Raw genomic sequence first — 15467 nt, 5'->3', positions numbered from 1 at the left:
TTGGACGCAGGGCTTTTCGGAAGGGCTTTTGGACGACGGGCTTCCGGACGACGGGTCTTGGGCACCCGAGAGGACGAAGATCCCGGAGGGCGAAAACCCCGGAGGAGGCCGGCCCTAGAGGAGCGGGTCGAGGAAGAACGGCTGCTTCGGAACGACGTAGCCGCGCTTGGCGCCGCGCCCGGTCAGGATCGGCGCCTCGCTGCCCGACCCCGGCACCACGGCGGCGTCGAGCTCGTCGCCGGCCCGCACCGCATCGGGATCCGGCGTGGCGGCACCGCCGCCGAGGCCGACGCTTTGGGGGAGGGCGCGGGGGCTCGCGGGCGCCGTGCCGGAGAGGCGCGCGGTGGGCGGATTCGGCGCGGCGGAGCCCGGCGGCGGTTCGAGGCCGCCGCGCCGGCCGCAGCCGGCGGTCGCCAAGGCGACGAGGCCGAAGGCCGCGAGGATCGTGAGGGGGCGCGACGGGGCGCCGTGGGATCTGGGCATCGGGGCTTTGGGGGTCCGGCACGCGAATGGCCACCACCATAGCGGCTGCAGGCCCGCGACGCGAGGGAAACGGCCGCGCTTATCCCGTGGCGCGCATGGGTCCACTGGAAAACCGGTCCACTAGAAAACCGGGCCGCACCCTGCAGTGCGGCCCGGCCGAGACCACGGGGCGGTCCGGCTACTTCTTGTTGGCGGGGTTCTTCTCGTAGGCGTCGATGGCCCGGCGGCAATTCTCCGACAGCTTGGTCCAGTTGGTCTGGAAGCACTTGTCCATGGCCGGATCGTCGGGGGAGATGTTGCCGCAATAAGTCAGGTAGTCGCCGGTGCAGTACTTCTTCAGGGTCTCATTGCCGCGCTTGGTCTGCGGCGCCGGCTGCGCCAGGGCCGGAGCCGCGGCGAGGGACGCCGTGGCGGCCAGGGCGAGGACGATCGAAGCTAGTTTCTTGGCCATAGGGGGCGCAGTCCGTCTCGAAGTCAGGAGGGAATGGGCGACCGGATGCTGTGCTCGCGTGGTCGAAACAAGGCACATGCATGGTCGACGCATGGAAAGTTTGCTTATCTACGCCGCAGCCTGAACGAGACGCAACGGCGCGTCGGGAGCCCCGTTCAGCGAGGAGACCCGTTCAGCGGGGGAACCCGTTCAGGAGCGTGCCATCGGATAGGCATCGACGGCGGGCAGGCGGTCGCGGCGCATGAGACTGTCGGCCACGTCCGTGATCCGGGCCCGCAGGGCGGCGGTATCGGCGTCCTGGGGCGCCGTGCGCGCCACGGAGCGCGCCAGGGCCTCCTCGGCGGCGGCGAGGCTCGCCCGCAGGGTCTCGCGTTCCGCCGTCAGGGTCGCGCACCGGGCGGCGAGGTCGATCCGCGCCGGGTCGCCGTCCGCGGCGGGCGCGGCATGATGGCGCCGCACGAGATCGTCGAGCAGATCGCGATGCGCGTCCTCGAGGACCCGCAGGGTGGCGAGCCCGACCGCGCCGTCGGCCCGCGCGACGGTGAGGTCGCGTTCCACGCCGTCGAGGGTGGCCCGGGTCTCGGCGATTTCCGCCTGCCGCTCGCGCAGGGCCGCCTCCCGCGCCTCGACGGCCCGGGAGAGGGCGGCGGCCTCGAGGGTGCGGGCGCCGATGGCGGCCATGTCGGCGTGGCGGGCGGCCTGCACGGTCTCGACCCGGCGCTCCAGGCGGCGGCGCGCCACGGCGAACTCGGCCCGCAGGTGATCCTTCTCGGCCGCGACCTCGGCCACGGACAGGGGCAGCCGGGCCTCGATCCGGCGGCGGGACAGGCGGATGGCGCGCGCGTTCACCGCCGGCAGCAGCAACAGGGCGCACAGGGCGGCGGCGAGGAAGCCGAGCGCGAAGATCATCACGGTTTCGATCACGCGGGCACCCTCATCCCTCACACCGGAACAAGCCGATCGCGGCCGTCGTCACGGCCGCGTCAGGTGCTTTAACCCGAGTCGATGAGGCAGGGCGAGGGTGGGCGTGCCACACCCCGCCCCGGAGTGGTGTGCGGAACGCCCCGGGCGCGGCCCATGCCCGCACCGGGCGGGGAAGGGCTTCGGACAAGCGTTCCTCAGAACGGGTTCCAGGTCGGCTTGTCGGTGAACTTGAGGTAGCCGATGTTGATGCCGAGACGCGCGCCGACGCCCGTGCGGATCGGCACCACCACGACATCGTCGGCGGTCACCGCCGTCATGCCGAAGCCGCCGATGAAGTAGGCCGAGCCGTCGACGCCGACGAAGCGGCGGTAGAGCCCCTGCACCGACGGCAGGTTGTAGACGAGCATCATCGTCCGGTCGCCGTCGCCGCCGACGTCGAACCCGATGGACGGGCCCTGCCAGTAGATGCGGCGCTTGCCGGCGTTGCGGGTGTAGAACGTGCCCTCGCCGTAGCGCACGCCGCCTACGATGGCGCCGGACGCTTCCTGGCCGAGGATGTAGCCGTTGGGCTCGCCCCAGCGTCGGGTCGCCTCCTCGACGGTGAGGGCGAGGCCGCGCGACATCGAGCCGAAGAAGCGGTGGCCGTTGTCGACGATCTCGGCGGGCCGGAAGGTGCCGGACCCGGCTTCGTCCGGGGCGGCCGGCGCCGTGCGGGCCGGACCGGCCAGGACGGGTGTGCCGTGGACGAACGCCGGGGCGAGCAGCGCGGCGGCCAGGGCGAGGCGGGCGCCGAACCGGGCCGGGGCGGGGCGGGGGGAGGGAGAGTTCAGCATCGTGCCTCGTCGCGTGCGGTGCCGGATGGCGTCCCGGCGAAAGATCCCGAGCGAGAGGTCCCCAGCGGGAGACCCCCAGCAACAGACTCCGGGCTACGCTCCCGCGCCCGGATCACCCCGATCATGACGCGAGACAAGGTCAACATCGGGTTAACGCGAACGCATGCGGTCAACGCGAACGGATGGCGCTCAGACGTGATGCCCGGCGGTGGCGCCGACCGACCGGCGCGGCGCCGGGCTGGACGCCGGCAGGGCGAGGCGGGTGGCATAGGTCCGGTCGCCCAGGGCCGCGAAGGGGCCGTTGCGGTAGTGGCGCCCGTAATGCCCGTAGGTGATGGCTTCGCCCGACGGCACCACGACGCAACCGCCCGCGCTGGTGAGCACGTGGTCGCCGGCCGCCGTGTCCCATTCCATGGTGGGTCCGCAGCGCACGTAGATGTCGGCCTCGCCCGAGGCGATGAGGCAGAACTTGAGGGCGGAGGCCGCGCCCCGCCGCCCGCCCACGGGCAGGTGGGAGAGACAGGCCTCCGTCTCGGCGTCGCCGTGCCGGCTGCTCACGAGGGCGACGAGGCCGTCGGCCGGCACCGGGCGCACGCCGATGGCCCGGTGCGGCCCCGGCCGGCCGGCGACGATGGTCGCCTCGAAGGCCGTGGCGCCAGCGCCCCAGACCCGGCCGAGACCGGGGGCGGCGAGCGCCGCCGCCACGGGGCGGTCACCCTGAACGAGGCCGATGTTGACGCTGTATTCCGTGTTGCCGGCGAGGAAGTCCTTCGTTCCGTCGAGGGGATCGACGAGGAAGAACAGGTCGGCCGGCGGACGGTCGTAGGAGGATTCTTCGGCCACCACCGGGATGTCCGGCCAGTGCCGCCCGAGGGCTTCGAGGATCAGAGCCTCGGAGGCCGTGTCGGCGAGGCTCGCGGGGGAGCCGTCGCCCTTCAGCACGTGCGGACAGTCGCCGCCGTGGTAGCCCCGGAGGATCTCGCCCGCCTCGCAGGCGATCTCCGTCAATGTTGCGGCGATCCGGTCGCGCGTCGGGGCGTCGAGATGCATGATCCCTAACCTCATGCCCCGGCGCGGACGGGTTGTCGAGCCGGCACATGGCCGCGCGGGACGCTTTTCCGGTCCGGCATCGGCGCTTTTCCGGTCCGCCGTCGGCGCTTTTCCGGTCCGCCGTCGGCGCTTCCCAAAGTATCCGGCGCCGTCTATCGGTGCCCTTGGCGATCGGCCGCGACGGTGCGCAGGACAGTCCGGCGATATCGCCCGCGGCCCCTTACAGTGCCTCGCGCGGAGCGCAAGATGACCCTCGTCCAACTCGATGCCCTCGACCTCTCTGCACTGCTGTGCTCCCGGGTCTGCCACGACGTGATCAGCCCGGTGGGCGCCATCGTGAACGGCCTCGAGGTGCTGGAGGACGAGTCCGACGCCTCCATGCGCGAATTCGCCCTCGAACTCATCGCCAAGAGCGCCCGCCAGGCCTCCGCCCGGCTCCAGTTCGCCCGCATCGCCTTCGGGGCGGCGGGCTCGGCCGGCGCCTCCATCGACCTCGCCGACGCCGAGAAGGTCTCGCGCGGCATGTTCACCGACGACAAGACCCAGCTCGCCTGGAGCGCGCCCCAGGCCCTGTACCCGAAGAACAAGGTCAAGCTGATCCTCAACCTCGTGGTGATCGCCCAGAGCGCGATCCCGCGCGGCGGCCTCATCGACGTGACCGTGAAGGGCGACGGCGAGGCGCCGACCATCGTCATCACCGCCAAGGGCTCGCACGCGCGCATTCCGCCCCATGTCGAGGCGCTCATGGCCGGCACCCCCGAGGGCGGCACCGTGGACGCCCACGCGATCCTGCCGTTCTATGCCGGCCTCGTGGCGCGCGCCGCGCAGATGGACGTGAGCTTCGCGATCACCGGCGACAGGGTGACCATCGGGGCGGTGCCGACGCCGGAGCCCGACGCGAGCCCGGCGCCCGAAGCGACCGCGGCGCCGCACCCGTCCGACGACGAGCCGCCGGAAACCGCCCTCGCCTGATCCGGCGGACCCGAGGATCGGGTGGGGTGCGGGGCCCGGCCGGCATCGCGTCATCCGGGGACCGGGCTCGCGGACGCGCGGCGAACTCCATTAACCATAGTCCGACACGAAGCGGCGCAATAACAAATATTGCTCCGTTCCGTTCCATCGTCTCGTCAAAGGAAACCGTTCACTAACCCATGCCGGCACAATGTCCGTCTGCACAGACCGTAGTGCGTATCTGGACCGAGTGCCTCTCATGGACGACTTGTTGCGTGAGTTCCTGACCGAGAGCGCCGAGCATCTCGACACCGTCGATGCCGAGCTCGTCCGTTTCGAGCAGGACCCGAACAACCAGACGATCCTCCGGAACATCTTCCGCCTCGTCCACACCATCAAGGGCACCTGCGGGTTCCTCGGCCTGCCGCGCCTGGAAGCCCTGGCGCACGCCGCCGAGACCCTGATGGGCCAGTTCCGCGACGGGATGCCGGTGACCGGCCCCGCCGTGAGCCTGATCCTCGTCACCCTCGACCGCCTCAAGTCGATCCTGGGCGACCTCGAGAAGACCGGCACCGAGCCGACGGGCAGCGACGACGACCTCATCGACGCCCTCGACGTGATGTCGGCCGGGCCGATGGAAGCCGCGGCCCCGGTGGCCGCGCCGGTCCCGGCGCCGGAGATCAGGCTCCCCGAGCCGGTCTCGCGCGAACTGAAGCCCGGCGAGGTCACCCTCGACGATCTCGAGCGCGCCTTCCTCGAGGCGGAAGGCCCGGATCCGTTCGACGCCCCCCTGCCCGTGATCGCCGCGGCGCCCGCGCCGGTGGCCGCCCCCTCGGCAGCCCCCTCGGCCGCCAAGGCACCCGCCCCGGGCTCCGCGCCCGCCCCCGTGGCCGAGGCGCCCGCCCACGACGAGCCGGCCGCCAAGGCCCCGGCCAAGGACGGCCTCTCCGAGGGCGGCACCGAAGGCGGCATCGCCAAGGTCCAGACCATCCGGGTGAACGTCGACACCCTCGAACACCTCATGACGATGGTGTCCGAGCTGGTGCTGACCCGCAACCAGCTCCTTGAGATCGCCCGCCGCCACGACGATTCCACCTACAAGGTGCCCCTGCAGCGCCTCAGCCACGTGACGGCCGAGCTGCAGGAAGGCGTCATGAAGACGCGCATGCAGCCCATCGGCAACGCCTGGCAGAAGCTGCCCCGCGTGGTCCGCGACCTGTCGTCGGAACTCGGCAAGCACATCGAGCTCGTCATGAGCGGCGCCGAGACCGAACTCGACCGCCAGGTCCTGGAGGTGATCAAGGATCCCCTCACCCACATGGTGCGCAACTCCGCCGACCACGGCATCGAGTCGGCCGCCGACCGCAAGGCCGCCGGCAAGCCGGCGCGGGGCACCATCCGCCTGTCCGCCTATCACGAGGGCGGCACCATCACGATCGAGATCGCCGACGACGGCAAGGGCCTCGACCTCGCCGCCATCCGCCGCAAGGCCGTGGAGCGCAAGGTCGCGTCCCAGGCCGAAGTCGAGCGCATGACCGACGCCCAGGTGGCGAAGTTCATCTTCCACCCCGGCTTCTCGACGGCCGCCGCCATCACCTCGGTCTCGGGCCGCGGCGTCGGCATGGACGTGGTCAAGACGAACATCGAGCTCATCGGCGGCGTCATCGACATCAACACCCAGCTCGGGCGCGGCACCACCTTCACCATCAAGATCCCCCTGACCCTGGCGATCATCGCCGCCCTCATCGTCAAGGCCGGCGCCCAGCGCTTCGCGGTGCCGCAGGTGGCGGTGCTGGAGCTCGTGCGCGTCGACAAGTCGACGGCCCAGCAGGTCGAGCGCATCAACGGCTCGCCGGTGCTGCGCCTGCGCGAGCGGCTCCTGCCCATCGTCACCCTGACGGGCGTGCTCGGCCAGGCGGCCTCCGCGGCGCCCATCGATTCCGGCTTCGTGGTGGTGGCCCAGGTCGGGCGCCAGCGCTTCGGCATCCTCGTGGACGAGGTCTTCCACACGGAGGAGATCGTCGTGAAGCCGATGTCCTCGAAGCTGCGCCACCTGCCGCTGTTCGCCGGCAACACCATCCTGGGCGACGGCGCCGTGGTGCTCATCGTCGATCCCAACGGCATCGCCCAGCAGGTCAGCCAGAGCGCCCAGTCCGGCGCGATCCCCGTCGAGGCCGAGGCCGAGGAGACCGAGGCCGCGGACGCCAAGGCGACCCTCCTGGTCTTCAAGGGCGGGGCCGGCAGCTACAAGGCCGTCCCCCTCTCCCTCGTCACCCGCCTCGAGGAGATCGACGCGGCGAAGGTCGAGTGGGTCGGCGGGCGTCCGCTCATCCAGTATCGCGGCCGCCTGATGCCCCTGGTGCCGGCCGATTCCTCCATCACCATCCGGGATTCCGGCACCCAGGCCCTGGTGGTGTTCTCCGACGGCGAGCGGGCCATGGGCCTCGTGGTCGACGAGATCGTCGACATCGTCGAGGAGCGCCTCGACGTCGAGATCTCGGCCGACCGCTCCGACCTCATCGGCTCGGCGGTCCTGCGCGGCCGCGCCACGGAGATCATCAACATCGCCCACTTCCTGCCGCTCGCCTACGACGACTGGGCGCGCGGCCCGAAGAAGGCGGCCAAGCGCTCCTCGACCCTGCTGCTCGTCGACGACTCGGCCTTCTTCCGGGACATGCTGTCCCCGGTCCTCAAGGCGGCCGGCTACAACGTGATCACGGCGGCCAGCGCCGACGAAGCGGTGGCGACCCTGCTTTCCAACGGCCGCGTCGACGTGGTGGTCTGCGACCTCGAAATGCCGGGCCGCAACGGCTTCGACCTCGTCGGCGCCATGCGCAAGGTCGAGGGCCGCGTCGCCGGCCTGCCGGTGATCGGCCTCTCGGGCACCATCGGTCCCGACGCCATCGCGCGCGCCCGGACCCTCTCCATCCTCGACCTCGTCGCCAAGTTCGACCGCAGCGGTCTCATCGCGGCCCTCGCCGAGATCGATGTCGCCCCCGCCGCCCAAGCCAACGCTACCCAAGCCAACGCCACCCAAGCCAACGCCGCCTGATGCCGGCCCTCGTGCACGTTCGGAGCTCCAGTCCATGATGCAGGCCGCAAACAGCAACGCCGCGCGGGCGGATGCCGCCGCCACCAACGACTTCGTCACGGTGTTCGTCGGCGAGACCATGTTCGGTCTCGCCATCGACCGGGTCCACGACGTCTTCATCCCCGCCGGCGTGACGCCGGTGCCGCTGTCGCCGCCGGAGATCGTCGGCCTGCTCAACCTGCGCGGCCGGGTGGTCACCGCCCTGTGCCTGCGGCGCCGGCTCAGCCTGCCCGACCGGGACGGCGAGGCCAACCGCATGGCCATCGGCCTGGAGCAGGGCGGCGAGACCTTCGCCCTCATCGTCGACGGCGTCGGCGAGGTCCTGAAGCTCGGGCCCGACACCCACGAGCCGGTGCCGATCAACCTCGACGCACGCTGGCGCGACCTGTCGCTCGGCGTCCACCGCCTCCAGGGCCACCTCCTCGTGATCCTCGACGTCGATGCGCTCCTGGCCTTCGGCACCCCCCGCCTCGCCGCTGGCGCGGCCTGATCCCATGCGCCGCCTGCCGATCCCGCCGCTTTCCACGGGGACACACCGATGAAGACCTGCCTCGTCGTCGACGATTCCGCCGTGATCCGGAAGGTGGCCCGCCGGATCTTCGAGACCATGAACTTCCAGGTCGGGGAGGCCGAGGACGGCCAGATGGCGCTCGCCGCCTGCGGCGAGGCCATGCCGGACGCGATCCTGCTCGACTGGAACATGCCGACCATGGACGGCTACGACTTCCTCAAGGCCCTGCGCCAGACGCCGGGCGGCGAGAAGCCGAAGGTGCTGTTCTGCACCACCGAGAACGATGTCGGCGCCATCGCCCGCGCCCTGCACGCGGGCGCCGACGAGTACATCATGAAGCCGTTCGATCGCGAGATCGTGACCGCCAAGCTCGCTCAGGTCGGTTTCGTCAACGAGACAGCCTTCGCCAGCGAGGCCGGCGCCCTCTGAGACCATCCGCCGGGCGTCCCGCCCGGCTGGACGCGACCCGCCCCCGTCCGCTCAGCCGAAGCGTCAAGGACCCATGCTGGCACTCAACCCACTCTCCGCCGCTCCCTACACGGGACCGGCCGCCTCGGGACTAGGCACGACGGGACCGCGCATCCGCGTCATGATCGCCGACGATTCGGCCGTGGTGCGTGGCCTCGTCGCCCGCTGGATCGCCGAGGCCGGCTACGACGTGGTCGCCACGGCCGCCAACGGTCGCATCGCCGTGGAGGCCATGGCCCGCCACGACCCCGACGTGATCCTCCTCGACATCGACATGCCGGAGCTCGACGGCACCCAGGCCCTGCCCCTGCTGCTCGCCAAGAGCCCGGGCGTGCAGATCGTGATGATGTCGACCCTGACGACGCGCAACGCCGACATCTCCCTGCGCTGCCTGGCGCTCGGGGCCGTGGACTACCTCGCCAAGCCCGAGAGCAACCGCGGCGTCACCACCTCGGACGCCTTCCGCACGGACCTCATCGAGCGGGTGCGCCTGTTCGGCTCGTCGCGGGCCCGCAAGCGCGGACCGGGCCTCAGCCTCGCCGGTTCGGCGACCCCGGCGCCCGTGCCGCCGCCGAAGCCCACCGCCCCCATCGTCCTGCGGCCCAAGGCCCGCTCGGGCGTCAGTCCGCGCGTCCTTCTCATCGGCGCCTCGACGGGCGGACCGCGGGCCGTCGGCGAGGTGCTGGAGAAGATCGGCAGCGCGACCCTGCGCCAGTTTCCCGTCCTCATCGTGCAGCACATGCCGCCGGTGTTCACGGCGGTGTTCGCCGAGCACCTCGGCGCCCGCACCGGCCTGCCGGCCGCCGAGGGCAAGGCCGACGAGCGGCTCCAGCCCGGCCGGATCTACGTCGCCCCGGGCGGGCGCCACATGGGCCTGACGGGGGCGGCCGGACGCTCGGACGTGTCGATCCGCCTCCATGACGGTCCCGTGGTCAACTTCTGCCGCCCGGCCGTCGACGTCCTGTTCCAGGACGCGGCCGCGATCTTCGGGGCCTCGGCGCTCGCCGTGGTTCTCACCGGCATGGGCTCGGACGGCACCGGCGGGGCGCGCGCGCTCACGGAAGCGGGGGCCGCGGTGCTGGCCCAGGACGAGGCCTCCAGCACGGTCTGGGGCATGCCCGGCAGCATCGCCAAGGCCGGTCTCGCCCAGGCGATCCTGCCGCTGTCCGAAATCGGCGGCGCGCTACGCAACCTCCTCACGGGGCAGGGCTCATGACCGACGTCGAGTTCGATTTCCTGCGCAGCTACCTCAAGACGCGCTCGGGCTTGGCGCTCAGCGGCGAGAAGCGCTACCTCGTCGAGAGCCGCCTCGGGCCGGTCTGCCGGCGTTTCAACCTCGCCACCCTCCACGACCTCGTGAATGCCCTCAAGGGCGGGCGCGAGGCCGCCATGGAGAAGGCGGTGGTGGAGGCGATGACCACCAACGAGACGTTCTTCTTCCGCGACCGGGCGCCCTTCGACCTGTTCCGCGACGTGCTGCTGCCCGAGGCCATGGCCCGGCGGGCGGCCCAGCGCCGCCTGCGGATCTGGTGCGCCGCCGCCTCCACCGGCCAGGAGCCGTACTCCCTGGCGATGATGCTCCAGGAGGCCGCGCCGCGGCTCGCCGGATGGACCGTCGACCTCGTCGCCACCGACCTGTCGACGGAGGTCCTGGAGAAGGCGCGCGCCGGGCTCTACAGCCATTTCGAGGTGCAGCGCGGCCTGCCGGTGCAGCTGCTCATCAAGCACTTCGAGCAGGTCGGCGAGCAGTGGCGCATCGCCGCCCCCTTACGTCAGATGGTCGATTTCCGGCCCCTCAACCTGCTCCACGCCTTCGACGGCCTCGGCACCTTCGACATCGTGTATTGCCGCAACGTGCTGATCTACTTCGACGCCGCCACGAAGGGCGACGTGCTCGCCCGAATCAGCGCCTGCCTGTCCCCGGACGGCGCGGTCCTGCTCGGCGCCGCCGAGACGGTGATCGGTCTCACCGACCGCCTCGCCCCCAACCCCCGGCATCGCGGCCTTTACAATCCGGCCCCGGCCCAAGCCCGGGCGCCGGCCGGCCTGCCCCCGGCCGCCATGGCCTCCACCCTGACCCCGCCGCCCCTGCGTCGGGCGGTCGGCCTCTAAGCGGGTTTCGCAAAAGCGGTCACCGGTTTTGCGTCGAAAACCCGCGGCGGATCAAGAAGCTAAGCAGGCTCCGTCGCGAGACGGCCGGGCGTCTCACCGCGTCCGTCGTTCCGGGTCGCGCGCTGAGCGAACCCGGAATCCAGAAACACAGGACTGGCCAAGTCGAGCGCGCGTCGTGGATCTGGATTCCGGGTTCCGCGACGCGGTCCCGGAACGACGACGAGGTGTCTTTCGCGACGGCAACAAAAAAGCCCCGCGCGAGCGGGGCCTTTTTCGTTGCGCGGTTCGGATCGCCTAGACGGCGATGCGCTCCTCGACCTCGTTGGGCTCGCGCAGGACGTAGCCGCGCCCCCACACCGTCTCGATGTAGTTCTTGCCGGACGAGGCGTTGGCGAGCTTCTTGCGCAGCTTGCAGATGAACACGTCGATGATCTTCAGCTCGGGCTCGTCCATGCCGCCGTAGAGATGGTTGAGGAACATCTCCTTCGTCAGGGTCGTGCCCTTCCGGAGCGAGAGGAGTTCCAGCATCTGGTACTCCTTGCCGGTGAGGTGGACGCGGGAGCCCGAGACCTCGACGGTCTTCTGGTCGAGGTTGACGATGAGGTCGCCGGTGGTGATCACCGACTGGGCGTGGCCCTTCGAGCGGCGCACGATGGCGTGGATGCGGGCGACGAGCTCGTCCTTGTGGAAGGGCTTGGTCAGGTAGTCGTCGGCGCCGAAGCCGAGGCCCTTCACCTTGTCCTCGATGCCGGCCATGCCGGAGAGGATCAGGATCGGGGTCTTCACCTTGGCGACGCGGAGGTTCCGCAGCACCTCGTAGCCCGACATGTCGGGCAGGTTCAGGTCGAGGAGGATGATGTCGTAGTCGTAGAGCTTGCCGAGATCGATCCCTTCCTCACCGAGATCGGTGGTGTAGGTGTTGAAGCTCTCGGACTTGAGCATCAATTCGATGCTCTGCGCGGTTGCGCTGTCGTCCTCGATCAGAAGTACCCGCATCGTCGGTCCCCAGCCCAGCCGGCCGTGTGCAAGCGTACGGGCACACCCCCGCCTTCGTCCGCCACCGGCCCGCGGCGGACGCTCCCTCGTCATTGACGTGAAACGCTATTGGTTAATCGTTAACAAAACCTGATTCACGGGCGCAAGCGGCGATTTGGGCAACGTGTCCGGTGACGCTTGCAACCGTTGGCGGTCTGTTCTCCACAGAACCGTCTTCCGCTTCATGCATCACCTGAAGAACCATCCCCAAGCACCGTACCGACCGTACCGGGCCGCAGCCTGTCTCCCGGGGGACACGTCTTCGCGAGGAAGCCGAGGCCCACCGGGAAAAACGGCGCCCCGGCTCCGAAGCCGGGGGCCTTGCTACCTGCCCGATGACCGCAGTGTTAAGGAGGGAGGTAAACGAATGGTTGAGAGAATCGCCGATGACCGAGCCGCACCCTAGCGCCGGGCGCTTGCGCCTGGCTGGCGCGCGCGCCGCCCTCGAGGGCATCGAGGCCCTGGAGGTCTACGGCCGGGTCGTGGCGATCCGCGGGCTCCTCGTCGAGGTGGCCGGTCCCGTCTCGGCCATGCGGCTCGGCGGGCGCCTCGACATCGCCGTGGAGAACGGGCCGAATACCCCACCGGGCGCGGTGCCGTGCGAGATCATCGGCTTCCAGGGCGACCGGGCGCTGGCCATGCCGTTCGGCTCCCTGGAAGGGGTGCGCCGGGGCTGCCCGGCCTATGTCCGCGACGCGGCCGCGGGCGCCATCCGCCCGTCGCCCGCCTGGCTCGGGCGCACCATCGACGCCCTCGGGCGGCCCATCGACGGCCTCGGCCCCCTGGAATCCGGACCGGTGATCTACCCCCTGCGGGCCGATCCGCCGCCGGCGCACGCACGCCGCCGCGTCGGACCGCCGCTGGATCTCGGCATCCGCTGCATCAACACCTTCCTGACCATGTGCGCCGGCCAGCGCATGGGCATCTTCGCGGGCTCCGGCGTGGGCAAGTCGGTGCTGCTGTCGATGCTCGCCCGCTACACCGCCGCCGACGTCGCGGTGATCGGCCTCGTCGGCGAGCGCGGCCGCGAGGTGCAGGAGTTCCTGCAGGACGACCTCGGCCCTGCCGGCCTCGCCCGGTCCGTGGTGGTGGTGGCGACCTCCGACGAGCCGGCCCTCATGCGCCGCAACGCCGCCTACGTGACCCTGGCGGTGGCGGAGTACTTTCGCGATCAGGGCGCGCAGGTGCTGTGCATGATCGATTCGATCACCCGCTTCGCCATGGCCCAGCGCGACATCGGCCTCGCCGCCGGCGAGCCGCCCACCGCCAAGGGCTACACCCCCACGGTGTTCTCCGAATTGCCGCGCCTGCTGGAGCGCGCCGGGCCCGGCACGGGGCAGGGGGCGATCTCGGGCCTGTTCACCGTGCTGGTGGAAGGCGACGACCACAACGAACCCGTGGCGGATGCCGTGCGGGGCATCCTCGACGGCCACATCGTCATGGAGCGCGGCATCGCCGAGCGCGGGCGCTACCCGGCCATCAACGTCCTGCGCTCGGTCTCGCGCACCATGCCCAAGGCCTGCGACCCGGCGCACCTGCCGACCGTCAGGCGGGCCCGGCGCCTGCTCTCGACCTACGCCGACATGGAGGAGCTCATCCGGCTCGGCGCCTACCGGGCCGGTGCGTCGCCGGAAGTGGACGAAGCGGTGGCTTTGATGCCCGATCTGGAGGCTTTTCTGGGTCAGGGTAAGGAAGAAGCAACTTCGATCGGCGAGGGTTACTCACGCCTCGCCGGGATCGTCGGCGCCCCCTGATCCGCCGCACCGCCCACGGGCCGGCGTCGCTTCGGGTCGCCGGCGACGAAGCCGGGCGTGCGTTGCGTGGAGTGGACCCATCAGATGAAATCGCGTGACACGCTGATCCGGCTGCGACGTTTCCAGGTCGACGAGAAGCGTCGGCGCGTGACGCAGATCGAGATGATGATGGCCGACTTCACCCGCATGGCCCTCGAGCTCGACCGCGAGGTCGCCCACGAGGAGGGCCGCGCCGGCATCACCGACACGGCGCACTTCGCCTATCCGACCTATGCCCGCGCGGCCGCCGCCCGCCGGGACAACATGCGCCAGTCCGCTGCCGCCCTTGAAGGCCAGCTCGCCGAGGCCAAGGCCGAGCTCGGCGAAGCCTTCGAGGACCTGAAGAAGATCGAGATCCTCGACGACCGCGAGCGCACCGCCGAGCGCGCGGCCGAAGCCGCCCGCGACCAGGCCGCCATGGACGGCATCGGCCTGTCGCGCGTCCGCGCCTGAGGCCTCCCCGCGGGGTACCGGCACGAAACCGTCATGATCGGGTGCCATCAGCCCAGCGTGCCGGCTTCCTCCCGGGCTAGCGCACGACCTTGCTTGCGATGACGGGCATGGTCGTGCAGGGAGAGCCCGCGTGAGGGGGCTCGACCTGTCGATCATGAAGAAGATCAGCGATTTCATCTGGCCGATCGTCGGCCTCGCCGCCGTCATCGTCTCCGGCTACCTGCTCTATCGCGAGCTCGCCGGCATCTCGGTGGCGGAGATCAAGAGCAGCTTTGCCGAGATCCCGGTCCACCGCTTCCTGCTCGCGGGCCTCGCCACCCTCGTGGCCTACGCGGCGCTCGCCTGGTACGACCGAATCGCCCTCCTGCATCTCGGCGTACGCCACATCTCGTGGTTCTTCGTCTCGGTCTGCTCGTTCACCACCTACGCCTTGTCGCACAACATCGGCGCCTCGGTGTTCTCCGGCGCCGTGGTGCGCTACCGGGCCTACACCGCCAAGGGCCTGTCGGCGGCCCAGGTCGCCGTGCTCGTCGCCCTGTGCTCCTTCACCTTCGGCCTCGGCACGATCCTGCTCGGCGGCTTCGTCCTCGTGGCCCTGCCCGACACCCTGACCCGCCTCAACGGCTACCTGCCGTCGGTGCTCACCGATCCGGCCACCGCCCGCATCCTCGGCGCCGGCCTCCTCGGCTTCGTCGCCCTCTACGTCATCGGCTCGCTCATGCGGCTGAAGCCCATGACCATTCGGTCGTTCAAGCTCGAGTACCCGCGCCCGCAGATCATGGTCCGGCAGATCGTCGCCGCGCCCCTGGAGCTTCTTGGGGCCGCCGGGATCATCTACTTCGCCCTGCCGGAGGCCGGGAACCCGGGCTTCCTCGTGGTGCTCGCCGTGTTCCTCGCCTCGTTCTCGGCGGCCCTGGTGTCGAACGCGCCGGGAGGGCTCGGCGTGTTCGAGCTCGTCTTCGTTGTGGCGATGCCGGACGTGGCGCGGCCGTCGATCATCGCGGCGTTGCTGGTGTTCCGGCTGTTCTATTTCTGGCTGCCGTTCCTCATCTCCGTCGTCGTCGTGCTGCTCTACGAGCGCAACCGCCTCGCCAGCGCCATCAAGGGCGAACCCGCCGAGGTCGCCCCCGGTGCGCCGCTCACCGCCCCGGGCCTCGACCCGAAGGCCATCGACCGCCGCGTCCGCAAGAACCCGGCCTGACCGTTCCGGAGATCGACGCCCTGCCCGGGACGGGCGGGGCGTCGCGGGCCGTACGAGCGCCCCGCGAAGGCTCTTGAAGAGTCCGCGCGACGGGGCGCCGCCGAGCGCATC

General features: G+C 70.8%; 15 protein-coding genes. 9 read left to right on the top strand and 6 right to left on the bottom strand.

Annotated features, from left to right (window positions below):
• Nucleotides 1-114: 114 nt before the first annotated feature.
• The 5 genes from ASF27_RS15665 to ASF27_RS15645 all read right to left on the bottom strand — a co-directional run bounded on the left by ASF27_RS15665 (nucleotide 115) and on the right by ASF27_RS15645 (nucleotide 3741).
• Nucleotides 115-483 carry a lipoprotein gene (locus tag ASF27_RS15665; RefSeq protein WP_056261573.1) on the bottom strand — a complete coding sequence of 123 codons (369 nt, stop codon included), beginning with the start codon at nucleotides 481-483 and terminating at the stop codon, nucleotides 115-117.
• Between the two features lie 178 nt (nucleotides 484-661).
• Entirely contained in the window at nucleotides 662-934 is a 273-nt protein-coding gene (locus ASF27_RS15660) for a hypothetical protein (protein WP_056175436.1), read from the bottom strand.
• 189 nt (nucleotides 935-1123) lie between these two features.
• Complete coding sequence (locus tag ASF27_RS15655) at nucleotides 1124-1858, bottom strand: hypothetical protein (protein ID WP_056305083.1); 735 nt, start codon at nucleotides 1856-1858, stop codon at nucleotides 1124-1126.
• A 194-nt stretch (nucleotides 1859-2052) separates the two neighbouring features.
• Nucleotides 2053-2691 carry a DUF1134 domain-containing protein gene (locus ASF27_RS15650; RefSeq protein ID WP_056361484.1) on the bottom strand — a complete coding sequence of 213 codons (639 nt, stop codon included), beginning with the start codon at nucleotides 2689-2691 and terminating at the stop codon, nucleotides 2053-2055.
• A 189-nt stretch (nucleotides 2692-2880) separates the two neighbouring features.
• Nucleotides 2881-3741 (bottom strand): 3'(2'),5'-bisphosphate nucleotidase CysQ, encoded by an 861-nt coding sequence (locus ASF27_RS15645; protein WP_082479211.1) that lies wholly within the window; start codon nucleotides 3739-3741, stop codon nucleotides 2881-2883.
• A gap of 246 nt (nucleotides 3742-3987) precedes the next feature.
• Here ASF27_RS15645 and ASF27_RS15640 point away from each other — a divergent pair, with 246 nt between their 5' ends.
• The 6 genes from ASF27_RS15640 (at nucleotide 3988) to ASF27_RS15615 (ending at nucleotide 10874) form a co-directional block, all read left to right on the top strand.
• The gene (locus ASF27_RS15640; RefSeq protein WP_056261564.1) at nucleotides 3988-4713 is read left to right on the top strand and encodes a histidine phosphotransferase family protein; all 726 of its coding nucleotides are present in this window, start codon (nucleotides 3988-3990) and stop codon (nucleotides 4711-4713) included.
• A 238-nt stretch (nucleotides 4714-4951) separates the two neighbouring features.
• The gene (locus ASF27_RS15635; protein ID WP_056361481.1) at nucleotides 4952-7744 is read left to right on the top strand and encodes a hybrid sensor histidine kinase/response regulator; all 2793 of its coding nucleotides are present in this window, start codon (nucleotides 4952-4954) and stop codon (nucleotides 7742-7744) included.
• Nucleotides 7745-7781: 37 nt separating this feature from the next.
• The gene (locus tag ASF27_RS15630; RefSeq protein ID WP_056361645.1) at nucleotides 7782-8273 is read left to right on the top strand and encodes a chemotaxis protein CheW; all 492 of its coding nucleotides are present in this window, start codon (nucleotides 7782-7784) and stop codon (nucleotides 8271-8273) included.
• A gap of 48 nt (nucleotides 8274-8321) precedes the next feature.
• Nucleotides 8322-8723, top strand: a complete 402-nt coding sequence (locus ASF27_RS15625; RefSeq protein WP_056175413.1) for a response regulator — start codon at nucleotides 8322-8324, stop codon at nucleotides 8721-8723.
• A 160-nt stretch (nucleotides 8724-8883) separates the two neighbouring features.
• A complete protein-coding gene (locus ASF27_RS15620; RefSeq protein ID WP_056175680.1) occupies nucleotides 8884-9978 on the top strand; it encodes a chemotaxis response regulator protein-glutamate methylesterase in 1095 nt (364 codons plus the stop codon).
• Nucleotides 9975-10874: a protein-glutamate O-methyltransferase CheR gene (locus tag ASF27_RS15615; RefSeq protein ID WP_056175412.1), complete on the top strand. Its 900-nt coding sequence runs from the start codon at nucleotides 9975-9977 to the stop codon at nucleotides 10872-10874. The genes ASF27_RS15620 and ASF27_RS15615 overlap by 4 nt, the downstream gene beginning before the upstream one ends.
• 294 nt (nucleotides 10875-11168) lie before the next feature.
• Here ASF27_RS15615 and ASF27_RS15610 read toward each other — a convergent pair whose 3' ends face one another.
• Nucleotides 11169-11870 carry a response regulator transcription factor CtrA gene (locus tag ASF27_RS15610; protein ID WP_056175409.1) on the bottom strand — a complete coding sequence of 234 codons (702 nt, stop codon included), beginning with the start codon at nucleotides 11868-11870 and terminating at the stop codon, nucleotides 11169-11171.
• Between the two features lie 425 nt (nucleotides 11871-12295).
• Here ASF27_RS15610 and fliI point away from each other — a divergent pair, with 425 nt between their 5' ends.
• The 3 genes from fliI (at nucleotide 12296) to ASF27_RS15595 (ending at nucleotide 15356) form a co-directional block, all read left to right on the top strand.
• Nucleotides 12296-13663, top strand: a complete 1368-nt coding sequence (gene fliI / locus ASF27_RS15605; protein WP_056361478.1) for a flagellar protein export ATPase FliI — start codon at nucleotides 12296-12298, stop codon at nucleotides 13661-13663.
• 84 nt (nucleotides 13664-13747) lie between these two features.
• The gene (gene fliJ / locus ASF27_RS15600; RefSeq protein ID WP_056175403.1) at nucleotides 13748-14155 is read left to right on the top strand and encodes a flagellar export protein FliJ; all 408 of its coding nucleotides are present in this window, start codon (nucleotides 13748-13750) and stop codon (nucleotides 14153-14155) included.
• Between the two features lie 154 nt (nucleotides 14156-14309).
• Nucleotides 14310-15356, top strand: coding sequence for a lysylphosphatidylglycerol synthase domain-containing protein (locus tag ASF27_RS15595; RefSeq protein ID WP_056175400.1), 1047 nt, complete (start codon nucleotides 14310-14312; stop codon nucleotides 15354-15356).
• The last annotated feature ends 111 nt before the right edge of the window (nucleotides 15357-15467 follow it).

The organism is Methylobacterium sp. Leaf102 (genome assembly GCF_001422425.1).
Lineage (GTDB): Bacteria > Pseudomonadota > Alphaproteobacteria > Rhizobiales > Beijerinckiaceae > Methylobacterium.
This window is presented reverse-complemented; position numbering and strand designations above follow the sequence as displayed.

What these genes read in the sequence shown, in the direction of transcription:
- ASF27_RS15640 (WP_056261564.1), top strand. Translation starts at nt 3,988, where the DNA reads ATGACCCTCGTCCAACTCGATGCCCTCGACCTCTCTGCACTGCTGTGC.
- fliI (WP_056361478.1), top strand. Translation starts at nt 12,296, where the DNA reads ATGACCGAGCCGCACCCTAGCGCCGGGCGCTTGCGCCTGGCTGGCGCG.
- fliJ (WP_056175403.1), top strand. Translation starts at nt 13,748, where the DNA reads ATGAAATCGCGTGACACGCTGATCCGGCTGCGACGTTTCCAGGTCGAC.
- ASF27_RS15665 (WP_056261573.1), bottom strand. Translation starts at nt 483, where the DNA reads ATGCCCAGATCCCACGGCGCCCCGTCGCGCCCCCTCACGATCCTCGCG.
- ASF27_RS15610 (WP_056175409.1), bottom strand. Translation starts at nt 11,870, where the DNA reads ATGCGGGTACTTCTGATCGAGGACGACAGCGCAACCGCGCAGAGCATC.
- ASF27_RS15660 (WP_056175436.1), bottom strand. Translation starts at nt 934, where the DNA reads ATGGCCAAGAAACTAGCTTCGATCGTCCTCGCCCTGGCCGCCACGGCG.
- ASF27_RS15615 (WP_056175412.1), top strand. Translation starts at nt 9,975, where the DNA reads ATGACCGACGTCGAGTTCGATTTCCTGCGCAGCTACCTCAAGACGCGC.
- ASF27_RS15620 (WP_056175680.1), top strand. Translation starts at nt 8,884, where the DNA reads ATGATCGCCGACGATTCGGCCGTGGTGCGTGGCCTCGTCGCCCGCTGG.
- ASF27_RS15645 (WP_082479211.1), bottom strand. Translation starts at nt 3,741, where the DNA reads ATGCATCTCGACGCCCCGACGCGCGACCGGATCGCCGCAACATTGACG.
- ASF27_RS15650 (WP_056361484.1), bottom strand. Translation starts at nt 2,691, where the DNA reads ATGCTGAACTCTCCCTCCCCCCGCCCCGCCCCGGCCCGGTTCGGCGCC.
- ASF27_RS15635 (WP_056361481.1), top strand. Translation starts at nt 4,952, where the DNA reads ATGGACGACTTGTTGCGTGAGTTCCTGACCGAGAGCGCCGAGCATCTC.
- ASF27_RS15595 (WP_056175400.1), top strand. Translation starts at nt 14,310, where the DNA reads ATGAAGAAGATCAGCGATTTCATCTGGCCGATCGTCGGCCTCGCCGCC.
- ASF27_RS15630 (WP_056361645.1), top strand. Translation starts at nt 7,782, where the DNA reads ATGCAGGCCGCAAACAGCAACGCCGCGCGGGCGGATGCCGCCGCCACC.
- ASF27_RS15625 (WP_056175413.1), top strand. Translation starts at nt 8,322, where the DNA reads ATGAAGACCTGCCTCGTCGTCGACGATTCCGCCGTGATCCGGAAGGTG.